General features: G+C 61.0%; 10 protein-coding genes. 8 read left to right on the top strand and 2 right to left on the bottom strand.

Annotated elements, in window-relative coordinates:
* Window positions 1-82: 82 nt before the first annotated feature.
* From NSND_RS08465 to NSND_RS08425, 8 genes are all read left to right on the top strand, one after another.
* Complete coding sequence (locus NSND_RS08465) at window positions 83-412, top strand: hypothetical protein (RefSeq protein ID WP_080878604.1); 330 nt, start codon at window positions 83-85, stop codon at window positions 410-412.
* A 36-nt stretch (window positions 413-448) separates the two neighbouring features.
* Window positions 449-844, top strand: coding sequence for a hypothetical protein (locus NSND_RS08460; RefSeq protein ID WP_080878603.1), 396 nt, complete (start codon window positions 449-451; stop codon window positions 842-844).
* Between the two features lie 40 nt (window positions 845-884).
* Window positions 885-1,394 carry a hypothetical protein gene (locus NSND_RS08455; RefSeq protein WP_143833473.1) on the top strand — a complete coding sequence of 170 codons (510 nt, stop codon included), beginning with the start codon at window positions 885-887 and terminating at the stop codon, window positions 1,392-1,394.
* A gap of 142 nt (window positions 1,395-1,536) precedes the next feature.
* Complete coding sequence (locus NSND_RS08450) at window positions 1,537-2,316, top strand: Tll0287-like domain-containing protein (protein WP_159450708.1); 780 nt, start codon at window positions 1,537-1,539, stop codon at window positions 2,314-2,316.
* Window positions 2,313-3,926: an SUMF1/EgtB/PvdO family nonheme iron enzyme gene (locus NSND_RS08445; RefSeq protein WP_080878600.1), complete on the top strand. Its 1,614-nt coding sequence runs from the start codon at window positions 2,313-2,315 to the stop codon at window positions 3,924-3,926. The genes NSND_RS08450 and NSND_RS08445 overlap by 4 nt, the downstream gene beginning before the upstream one ends.
* A gap of 279 nt (window positions 3,927-4,205) precedes the next feature.
* The gene (locus NSND_RS08435) at window positions 4,206-6,344 is read left to right on the top strand and encodes a CHASE2 domain-containing protein (protein ID WP_080878598.1); all 2,139 of its coding nucleotides are present in this window, start codon (window positions 4,206-4,208) and stop codon (window positions 6,342-6,344) included.
* A 26-nt stretch (window positions 6,345-6,370) separates the two neighbouring features.
* Window positions 6,371-6,883 (top strand): SH3 domain-containing protein, encoded by a 513-nt coding sequence (locus tag NSND_RS08430; protein ID WP_159450707.1) that lies wholly within the window; start codon window positions 6,371-6,373, stop codon window positions 6,881-6,883.
* Window positions 6,873-7,739 (top strand): M48 family metalloprotease, encoded by an 867-nt coding sequence (locus NSND_RS08425; RefSeq protein WP_080878596.1) that lies wholly within the window; start codon window positions 6,873-6,875, stop codon window positions 7,737-7,739. The genes NSND_RS08430 and NSND_RS08425 overlap by 11 nt, the downstream gene beginning before the upstream one ends.
* A 372-nt stretch (window positions 7,740-8,111) precedes the next feature.
* On the opposite strand, the gene NSND_RS08415 is transcribed toward NSND_RS08425, so the two are convergent.
* A complete protein-coding gene (locus NSND_RS08415) occupies window positions 8,112-10,052 on the bottom strand; it encodes a sensor histidine kinase (protein ID WP_080878594.1) in 1,941 nt (646 codons plus the stop codon).
* On the bottom strand, window positions 10,052-11,437 hold the full coding sequence (locus tag NSND_RS08410) for a sigma-54-dependent transcriptional regulator (protein ID WP_080878593.1): 1,386 nt from the start codon (window positions 11,435-11,437) through the stop codon (window positions 10,052-10,054). Before NSND_RS08410 ends, NSND_RS08415 begins: the two co-directional genes overlap by 1 nt.
* Window positions 11,438-11,498: the final 61 nt, after the last annotated feature.

Here is an 11,498-nt window from a genome sequence, read left to right as displayed (position 1 = left end):
TGTCCCGCTTCCAGTACTGTTCTAAGTGCTGCCGCAGAGTGCCTGTGCAATGCGGTCATCCTTCATGGAGGAGGGATACATCATGGAAACGGGATCACGTATCAAGTCTGTGTGCGTCATTGTCGGTGGGTTGGGCCTGGGGCTGTTCATTGCGTCCGGGGGACAGGCGCAAGTGATCCATCCCGACCAGATGATCGGAGTTCCCTCGCCGCAAACGGAGATCGGTTCCGGGGAGAGTCCGACATCCTCCGAGCCGTCGGTAAACGACATGGAGAAGGGGTTTGATCGTCACATGATGGTTCCGGAGAGCGGCGCATCCGGAAGCATGGACACGAATAAGCTGAAGACGCCGGACGCCACCGATGCGGAGAATGCGCGCGAGTCGGACCGCCAATCGTCGGTCTCCTTCTGATCCGGGTGGGATCGTGTCATTGAGAGGAGGCGCATCATGACTATTCAGAACAGAGGATATGGAATCTGTGCGTTGGTTTTCGGGTTGTGCGTCGGCTTGGCATTGCTGGCAGGGTCTGTGTCTGCCCAGCAGTCCTGGGTCGATGAAATCAATAACTCCCTCAACTTCTACAAGACCAGCTATCCCGGTTCGAATTGGGAACCCTACAGCCAACGGTTGCAGACCGTGAAAGAGGCGGTGGATCGTGCAGATACCCGGACGGTCAAGTCGGAAATGGGCAAGTGGTTCAAGATGCTCAGGGCCCGTGAGCAGGGCATTCACGATGTCGCTGCCGACGAGTTGTTCAACTTTGCGTTGATGGTCACGCCGATCCTGGAATACGGCATCACGGTTCCACCGGCGCCCGGCGGAGGCACCGAGCCGGGCTATTGAGTCGATGCCTGGATGTGAGTTGGTGCGAAAGGAGGCCGTTATGAGGTGGAAGTCGTGCCTAGTCGTCGCTGCGATAGGGGTTTTCTTCCCGGTGGCATCAGGATGGGCTGATTCGACCGACAGCCCGCTGATGGGTGTGCGTTCGGCGGTGAGTGGGCAGATCGTCAAAATCGAGAGTGGGCTCCTGTTTGTCAAAACTCCCTATGGGTTGCAATTCCGGACAATCAGTCCGAACAAGGCCGATCGGGTGGGGCTGCACAATGCTCGGCTCGGCGATGAAGTCTGGTTACTGATCGATTCAGGGAACGTGTTGCTGGACGCGGCCAGGCCGGGCGGTGAACACTTTGCCAATCACAAGGTCGTGGCCGGCCGGATTCACTATGCGGACCCCTTCTGGGGGGAGATTCAGATCTCGACTCCTGAGGGATTCGAACGGTTTGAAGTCGACGCGCTGGCGGGAAGCAAGCTGTCGGTATTTCAGGAGGGGATGCCTGTGACGATCGAGCTGGATTCCGACAACGTGATGATCGACATCCAGTCTGGTCGGTAATGTGACTGTCGTGCGTGTCGTCGCCTTGACTTCATCGTGAGAGGCTCGTACGATTTTTACTGACGCGCGCTCCTGCCAGGTAATCAGGGGCAGGAGCGCGCGGTTCTCGCAGTCCGCAACGCGAATGCACCAGAGGCGGCTCATGCGACGTCTGCCGTGGATGCTGGCGTGCCTGGTAGCAGCAGGGTGGCCCTCGGCCTTGCCGTTTGCCTGGGGGCTTGAGTCCTCCGACCGGTCGACTATTCCCTTTCACACCATTCTCGAACTGGAGCAGACGGCTCGTCTGCTGGCCATCCTGCTCGACTCCGGCCGCGCAGTCGTGAATGACAATCAAACTTTACTAGATGACCCGACCAAGGCACACAAAGGCTTCACGCCGGAGGCTTTTGAAGGACAACTACGCGATATGTTCCGTGGCCGAGCCGGCATCAACCTGGATGAGTTGGCCGGCGGTACGCTATCCCCGCGGAGCCGCCATCTGCTTCAGGAGCTGGTGACGGTGAGCAAGCAGGTAATCGCGGATGCTCAAGCGGAACTCAATCGGCAGGGGGCCGGGTTCAAGGGGTTTATTCCGGCCGTGTTCGGAGCGCGCGTGTCCACGCGCTTCACCGCTGTGACGGGCGTACGACTCAAACAGACTGCCTTGGATCCCCGGAATCCTGCCAATCGGCCTGACTCGTACGAACGGGTCGCATTGGAGGCTTTTGCGGACTCCGCCTACCCCCGGGAAAAAGTCATCAGTGAAATGGCTGCCAACAGTTCGTCGCTACGCCTGATGTTTCCGCTCTATGCGACGAGACAGTGCCTCGATTGCCATGGCGGTCCGAAGGGGGGACTCGATCGCACGGGCTATCCGCGGGAAGGCCTCACGTTGGGGCAAAACGCCGGTGCCATTAGCGTGCTGTTGCCGGTCGGAAAATGAAGATCTACCTGGTCCTGCTTGTCCTGTTGTTCGCGCCTGTCGAAAGTGGACGGGCGAACGAGCGTCCGCCATTGCCGGTAGAAAAGCCGGCCGGTAGCGGCGTCATTGTTCATCGTGATGGGTATGTCCTCACGGCCCACCATGTCGTTGCCAATGCGAAGCGGATCACGATCGTGACGTCCGGGGAATTTCGGGCGCCCGCCGTGCTGGTGAGCGTGGATGCGGAACACGATCTCGCCTTGCTCAAGGTGGAGACGGTGGGGCTCTCCGAGGCGTTGCTCGGGTATGCCGGCGCTGTGAAGCTGGACCAGGAGGTCATTGCCGTCGGGTTTCAGTTCGGGTTACGCGAAATCACCATCACTCGTGGCCATGTGGCTGCCGTCAGGACCAAGGGCGTGCAACGGGTCTTTCAGGTCGATGCCGCGGTGAATCCCGGCAACAGCGGAGGCCCGGTGTTTAACCGGAAGGGCGAAGTCGTGGGAATCCTCACTACGAAGTTTACCCATCCGTCCGGGATCGTGCCGGAAGGGATGGCCTTTGCCGTGCCGATCAGTTATGCCACGCCCCTGTTAGCCAACATCCCGGATTTCGATTTCTCCGCCATCGGCAGGGGGAGAAGGGGGTCGCCCAAGGGAAAGGGCAACGGTGATCTGGTCACGGAACTCACGCGGACGTCCGTGCGGATCGAAACCGTGCGCATGTCCGAAGGGCCGGCCACGGTCATTCACCCCGCACCGATGCCTCCGTCTTCCGATGGCCGGCACAGTGCCCAGCCGTCCGTCACCCGTGTCCCAGTGCCGCCCGCTCCTGTCCATGAGCCGGTTCCCCTGGCCGGAGACGAATCTATTGATCGCGTGAATGCTCAACTGCTGGCAAGCCAGCAGGAAGAGCTCAAGCGATTCGTCGATCAAGGACTGACACCTCCCGGGGAGATGGTGTTGATTCCCGCCGGCGAGTTCCTCATGGGCATGGAGGATGGTTTGCCCGATGCCCGTCCGATCCATCGGTTGTATGTGAGTGCCTATTGGATCGACCGGCATGGAGTGACGAACGGGCAGTACCGGGCCTGTGTGGAGGGAGGCGCATGTCTGATTCCGAAAGTGCGCGATGCCTTCGATGATACTCAGCGAGCCCAATTCCCGGTGACCAATGTCACCTGGTCTCAAGCCCGGGCCTACTGTCAGTGGGTCGGTAAACGATTGCCGACGGAGGCGGAATGGGAGAAGGCGGCGCGGGGAATCGACGGCCGCCGATATCCCTGGGGTAACAGCGACGAGGTGATTCAGAAAAGCAGGGTCAAGCTGACGGACGGGAATTCTGCCAATGGCGTCGATCCGTTGGGCCTGCCCTCAGTCTCCGCGTCACCCTACGGCGTGTTCGGCATGATCGGGATGGTGTCGGAATGGGTGAAGGACTGGTATGCGGAGGATTTTTACCGCACGTCGCCGGCCCGGGATCCGCAGGGGCCGTTGCGCGGGACGTTTCGTGTCTTGCGAGGCGGCAGCTGGATGGAGCGGCCTCTCGAGTTGCGCGCCAGCTACCGGGGCTGGGACGAGATGACGTACTGGGGGCCGACGTTAGGATTTCGTTGCGCGACCGACGTCCCCTAGCCCGGAAGATTCCTGACTGCCTGCTCCGCCGTCCGATCCTCTCGCCCGGCGGGGCTTTTCTCGTTCGGCCTCCTCGACGGACTCCAAGTACGCCTGCGTCGGCCTCACTTGCGAGAAGCCCCGGCGGGCTTCGGTCTCGAACGCCTCGCGACGGCCCTCAGGAATCATCCGGGCCAGCCGGGTGCTGAAAAAGGCCCCCTCCAGCCCCCTTTCCCTCCGGTTCATTCTCACGTACGATAGCCCGATGGTCAGCGTGTCTTTGATCGTGCAATCGCCTTCATGACCTCCACTCCCTTTCAAAGAAAAATTCTTTCGGCGGTCGCGGTGGGCCTGACGGTGTTCGCCCTCGTGGCCGGGCTCAGCACCTCCCGCTGGTTCGAGGTCGCAGAACTCAAAGCGCTGGATCATTTGGTCCGACGCTATGCGGATCCTGCCAAAGCCAATTCGAATCTTGTGTTACTCGCCATCGATGAATCGAGCCTCGAGGCATTCGGGCGCTGGCCCTGGCCTCGCGATCGATTCGGCTATGTCGTGCGGTATCTCAAGCAAGCCGGCGCCAGAGCCGTCGTGTTCGATGTGATGTTCTTCGAGGCGGACGAGAATGCGGAAGAATTCGACCAGTCGTTTGCCGATGACCTGAAGGCGGCAGGCAACGTGTTCCTGCCGATGCTGTTCCAGGCTGAGCCCGCTGCGATCCCGCCTGAGGCGCAGCCTCGCGCCACGGTCACGGTGGAGTCGTCGGATGCGAGACAAGCGCCGGATACTCATGCCGGAGTGAAACTGCCGATTCCGGTGCTGGCACAACAGGCGCGCGGGCTGGGTGTCATCAACCTGTCTGCCGACGCCGATGGACCGACGAGGCGGGTTCCGCTGCTGGGGCAGGTCAACGGCAATGTCGTGCCGCATCTCTCGGTAGCGGTGGCGCAATACCTGCTCGGCGCCGACCGGCTCTCGATGCGTGACGGGCGTCTGCAGATCGGCGCCCACCACGTTCCATTGGAGACCGACGGCAGCCTGTTGATTGACTGGCATGGATCCCTGGAGCAGACCTACCATGCGAAGAAGTATTCGATCGGACGGGTGTTGCAGGCCTTCGCGCAGCAGGAGAAGGGCGAACGGCCGTCGCTGGATCCGTCGTTGTTCAAGGACAAGGTGGTGTTTATCGCCGGTACGGCGGCGGGGCTCTACGATCTTCGTGTCACGCCGTTCTCTGCCGCCACGCCCGGTGTGCTCATTCATATGGCGGCGTTGGACAATCTCCTGCACGGGCAGGGCTTGCAAGCAGCTCCGAGGTGGTTCTCGCTGACGACCCTCCTGCTGCTCTGTCTGGCTTCTGCCGGCACGTTCATGTTGTTCCGTTCCTACCCGGTCAAGTTCGGCGTCACGATTGGATTGGCGGTGGCCTACTATGGATTAGTCGTACATGCGTTTGCCGGGCACGAGCGGTGGCTGGAACTGGTGTTTCCGGAAGCGGCGCTGGCCTTGACGTTCGGCACGGCCGCGACCGTCGAATATGTGACCGAAGGCAAGCAGCGCCGTCTCATGCGGGCGGCCTTCGACAAGTACATGTCGTCCGAGGTGGTCGAGGAGATCATGCGGAATCCCGAGGCCATCAAGCTCGGCGGGGAGAAAAAAGAAATCACGATCTTTTTTTCCGACATCGCAGGCTTTACGACGATCTCGGAGAAGATGTCTCCCGAAGACCTCGTGACATTGCTCAATCGCTACTTGTCGGCGATGACGACCATCATCAAGACCACCCATCGTGGCAATGTGAACAAGTATCTCGGTGACGGGATCATGGCGCTCTTTGGCGCGCCGCTGAACGACCCGAAGCATGCGTCGCTGGCCTGTTACGCGGCGCTGGACTGTCAGGTTGAATTGGCCCGGTTGCGGGAGGTTTGGAAGCGGGAGGGGCTTCCGGAGATCGGCGCCAGGATCGGCCTCAATTCCGGCCCATGCATCGTCGGCAACATGGGGTCCGAGGAGCGAATGGAATACACAGTGACCGGGGATAGTGTGAACCTGGCTTCGCGTCTGGAGGGCGCCAGCAAGTATTACGACACGCTGATTCTGATCGGCCAGCGGACGGCCGAACTGGCGAAGAACGACGTTGAAGTGCGGGAGATCGATCTGCTACGTGTGAAAGGGAAAAAAGAGCCGGTCGTCGTGTTCGAACTGTTGGCCCGGAAGGGGCAGCTGGATGACAGGAAGCGGCACGTGATCGACGTGTATTTGGAAGGGCTGGCGGCCTATAAGATGCGGAATTTCTCAACGGCTTGTGCCAGGTTTTCAGAAGCCGTTGCCCTGGATCCGTCGGATGGGCCTTCGCGGGTCTACCTGGAACGATCCACGAATTATCGACAGATGCCCCCGCCTGGAGAGTGGGACGGCGTCTATGAAATGACCTCAAAATAAGTGGCAGTGCCGAGGGGGAGGAAGCTGTGATACCACCACGATCGTTTTGGATTCCGCTCATCGCCCTGTGGATCGGTCTGTTCGTCTGGGGGACGGAAGCCTGGGCTGAAACCGTCTACGTGCAAGCCAAGACGGCGCAACTTCGCGCAGGAAAAACCTCGCTGGATGCCGTGGTCGGGAACGTGAAGTTCGGCGACGCGCTGGAGGTGGTCGGTCGCGATGGAAGCTGGGTGGAGGTCAAGACTTCAGCCGGCGCGCGTGGATGGATCTTCGCCCACAAGACATCGACATCGAAACCGTCCGGAGGCAACGACACCCTGGCTCGGCTTGGCCAGAGCATGCGGGGCGGAGACGCGTCCGCGACCACCGCATCGGCGGGCGCCAGAGGGCTGGACAAGGCGTCCGAGGGTTATGCCGACCGGGCCGGCGTGTCCGCGCGGGATCGGGAGGTAGTGGATCGCATGACGGCCTATCAAATCCCCGACCAGGACGTCGAAGAGTTCATGCGGGAAGGAGGCCTGGGCGAATATGCGAAATAACAGGATCTGGATGACGAGCCTGATGGCGCTCTCGATGACTGTGGCTGGTTGTGCAGAGGTGCAGCGGGCTGCCGAGGATGTCGCCCGACAGTCCGGCAATCCCCGATTGGCCGGTGCGATCCATGGCGCAGGCAATGTCGTCGGCAGTCTGTTTCCCATCGGCTACGAGGAAGAATCGTCGATCGGGCAGGCGATAGCCCTGCAAGTCGTGGCACGGTACGGCGGTGTTGTGGATCAGCCCGAATTAGTTCGCTATGTAAACCTGGTAGGGAGGGCGGTGGCCAACACGTCCGACCGGCCCGATATTCCATACCATGTCGCCATTCTGGATCACGAGTCGATCAACGCGTTTGCCGCGCCCGCCGGATATATTTTTGTGACCCGGGGCCTGCTCAGGCAAATCAAGAATGAGGCGGAGCTCGCCGCCGTCCTGGGGCATGAAATTGCGCATGTGAGCGAAAAGCATATCCTCGATGTGATTCAACGCAGCAAGCGCCTGGCCGGAGTGACCGAAGCCGGCCTCTCCTATGCGACGAGTAATCCGGCTGCGTTCAAGGGCGTGATCGACGGCGCCGTCAAGAAGCTGCTCGATGAAGGTCTGGATCAGGAGAAAGAAACAGAGGCCGATACGGTCGGTGAATTGTTCGCCGCGCGGGTCGGATACGATGCGGAGGCCTATGTGGGCCTACTGACGCGGTTGCGCGATCTCAAGGGCGATGACCGTGCGCTGTTTAAGACCCATCCCAACTTTTCCGTGCGGATCGAGGCCGTGCAGAAAACCATTCGCACCAAGCGTCTTGTATCCAACGGCTTGGTGTTGCAGGAACGGTTCCTCCGCATGACCAAACGCGTCTAGCCCGGACTATTCATGAATCCCTGCTCCGGCGTCCGATCCTGTCGCCCGGCGAGGCTGTTCTCGTTCGGCCTCCTCGACGGACTGCCAGTACGCCTGCGTCGGCCTTACGTGCGAGCAGCCTCGGCGGGCTTCCGTCTCGAACGCCTCGCGACGGCATTCATGAATAATCCGGGCTAGCAGGAGGCTGAAAAAGTCCTCCGGCTTTACCTGCGACCGCCGTGAAGCGTGAATCGTGAAACGTATCTCGTCAGGGGTAGAGCATAGGGCGAGGACCGGGAGCCAAGAGGTCCATTCCTCTACTCGCCCCATAGGCTCTTGTTTTTGGACGGGGGTCGAACGACGTTTCACGAACGACGAGCGACTACATTCTGCTCAACCTGCCGCCGCACGAAAGCGCAGGGTGAAGGATGTTCCCGCTCCTGCGTTGCTGTTCACGACCAGGGTTCCGCCGTTGTCTTCAACGAGCCGTTTGACGTTGGTGAGGCCGAGACCGGTTCCATAGGCTTTGGTCGTGAAGAAGGGCTCGAAGATTCGTGAAAGGTGTTCCGGAGCGATGCCGATTCCGGTATCGGCCACCTCAATTTCCACCTCGCTGTCCTGTCCGGCTCTGGTCGTGAGGGTCAGGGTTCCTCCTTCCGGCATCGCTTCCCGCGCATTGATGAGGAGGTTCATCAGGGCCTCCTTGACCTGCTCCGGGTCGACCTGAATCGAGGGCAGGGCATTCCCGAATCGCTCTTCGACCCGGATGCGTTCATGGCCACCCTGCGCTTCCCACTGCCTCAGCGCAGCGCGGACGACGGCTTCCGCAGGTTCTACCTTGAAGTCAGGCGGCTTCTGTCTGGCATAACGGAGAAAGTCGTGGAGTCGCAGTGAAAGTTTGTCGACTTCATCGATGATATAGCGAGCCATTTCCAGGCGGATGGGTTCTTCCTGCGGCCCCTCCAGCACGACTTGTGCGGAGCTCCGGATGACGCCGAGGGGGTTCCGCAGATCATGGGCGAGGGCGGCGAGCAGTTGTCCCACCGACGCCAGCTTTTCCTGCCGGATCAGTTCATGTTGCTGTGACCGGATCGTCCGCAGATTTTCCTCCAGCACCTTCCGCATGGCGGCGAAGCTTGTCGCCAGGTCTTCAATTTCATCTCCGGTCTGATAGCCCGGCGAAAGCAACGGAGTGAGGGGTCGGTTCACGCTGCCGTTCTCCGGTAAGGCCAGCGTGAGGCGAAGGCCCTCCGCTTCGCGCTGGAGCGCCAGGATCGGTTTCACGATGCGATACCCGACGACGAACCCGAAGGCGGAAAGCACGATCACCAGCCCGAACCCGATCAAGCCGACCGTCAGCAATAGGGAATAGATCGGCGCATAGGTTTCCTCGGGCGCCTGCCGGATAAACGCATACCACCGGTTGCCGTCGAGGCTCCCCGGCGTCAGCGGATGAGTCAGCCGGACCGGCGCCGCCCCGACGATCGCATCGCGGCCGCCATGCGCGTCATCTTCTGCGACCAGCCACAGGGGGCGATCCAATGTCAGTCGGTCCATCAAGGTCGATGGAATCAAATGGGCGGTGGGCGGCAGGACCGGACAGATCAACGGCGTGCCTTGCGTGTCGAGCAGCATGGCGTGACCCGTATTCCCGATCTGGATGGGGAGGATCATTTGAGTCAGCAGATTGCGACGGATGACGAGGCCGACGACGCCGATGGCGGCTCGTCGGGTGTCGTCAAGGATGGGGACGGCAACATGGAAGACCATGTCGTTCACCTGAGGATCGAACGTCACGTTGCTGACGTAGGACGTACCGGGTGCGGCCTGTATGGCTTCACGCCACCAGACTTCGCCCGTCTGTTGCGGCGGCAGCCGCGGATCTGTCGAGGCGACGACCTGTCCCTGCCGGTCGGCAATGGTGACACGCACATAGTGCCGGGACTCGCGCGCCCATTCGTCGAGGTAGCCTGTGGTGTCCTGGTCCACCGCGGGCGGGTTGTTGGATTTCGGATGAGCCGGTGATGGCTGATGTTGTGTCTTGTCGGCTGTGGCATCGGCCTGGTGGTTGGCGAGGACGACCGGCTGACGGACGTGCAGCGGGACGAGCGCCAGCCGGATGGCGCGTTCGATTTCATTGTCGACGGCGGTCGCCAGTCGAATGGAGGTGGAACGCGCGATCTCCTGGAACCCTTCACCGATGGCTTGCTTGAGGGTGGCGGTGCTGGAGCGGTAGGTCGCCCAGAGCGCGACCATGCCGGGCACGATGCCGACAATGAGCAGCGCGACGAAGAATTTTCTCTGGAGTCCGCCGGTTCGTCTTAGGCGACGCATCAGCCTGGGGGCAGCGACAGGTTGTGTTTGGCCATTCGATATCGCAACGTGTTGCGTGTGATTTTGAGCAGACGGCTGGCTTCGGACACGTTCCCCCCGGTTTTGCGCAACGCCTCTTGGAGCATCGTCTTTTCGACTTCCTCAACGGAGAGTCCCAGCGCGAGGAGCGACGGTGTGCCGGCCGGCTTCTCTTCGTTTGTCGGCGGAGCGGTCTTGAACGAGGCCGGCAGGTGCTCGGGCGTAATCTCGTCCTGTTTGCAGGTGATGGTCAGCCACTCCACGACATTGTGCAGTTCTCGCACGTTGCCCGGCCAGGGATACTGTTTGAGAATCGTGAGCGCCTCGGCGGTCATTCCCTTGATGCGGCTGCCGCGTTCCCGACGGGCCTGGCCGAGGAACTGAGTCAGAATCGGCTCGATGTCCTCCGGCCGTTCGCGAAGGGGCGGCATCCGGAGTTGATAGACGTTCAGGCGATAGTAGAGATCGAGGCGGAAACGGCCGGCTTTGATGAGATCGGGTAATTCCTGGTTGGTCGCGGCGATGACCCGAATATCGACGGCGACACTGCGCACTCCGCCCAACGGTTCCACGACATGCTGTTCGAGGACGCGAAGGAGTTTGGCCTGTGCCGTCAAACTCAGTTCGCCGATTTCGTCCAGGAACAGCGTGCCTCGATCCGCCATTTGAAAGCGTCCCGGTTTGGATTTCTTCGCGTCGGTAAACGCTCCCTTTTCATACCCGAACAGTTCAGATTCCAACAGGTGCTCGGGGATGCCGGCGCAGTTCAGAGCCACCATCGGGCCTTGGGCGCGTGGGCTGACGAGGTGGATGGCGCGCGCGAGCAGATCCTTCCCCGTTCCACTTTCGCCTGTGATGAGCACCGTGGCGTCGGTCTGCGCCACTTCCCGGGCGAGCCTCTTGATCAGTTCCATCTCTTTGGAGACGCTGACAATGCGGTCGAAGCCGAACTGTTCGTGCAACCCTGCGCGCAGGATGCGATTGTCCCGGGCGAGCTGGCGGACCTGCAGTGCGCGGGCAATGACGATCTTCAACTCTTCATTGTCGACGGGCTTGGAGATGTAGTCGTAGGCGCCTTTCTGCATGGCCTCGACGGCCGATTTAACGGTGCCGTATCCGGTCACGATAAGGACCGGCACATCGGGCACCTGTTGCCGGGCTGCTTCCAGCACATCCATGCCCGAGACGGCGCCCAATTGGAGATCCGTGATGATCATGTCGAGGGATTCGTGTTCCTGGATCACGCGGAGGGCTTCGTCCCCCGAGCGGGCCAGGAGCAGCTGATACCCGGCGGGTTTCAGCACCAGCTCGAAGAGCCGGCGCATTCGTTCTTCATCTTCGACGATCAGGAGGGTGGGTGCGTGCATGGCCTCGCAACCGGCTGAGGTGGGTCCTCACATGAGGGAGGACATGAGACCGTAGCCTACC

Source organism: Nitrospira sp. ND1 (assembly GCF_900170025.1).
Lineage (GTDB): Bacteria > Nitrospirota > Nitrospiria > Nitrospirales > Nitrospiraceae > Nitrospira_A.
The sequence above is the reverse complement of the archived record's forward strand: the minus strand, read 5'-3'. Positions and strand labels throughout refer to the sequence as shown.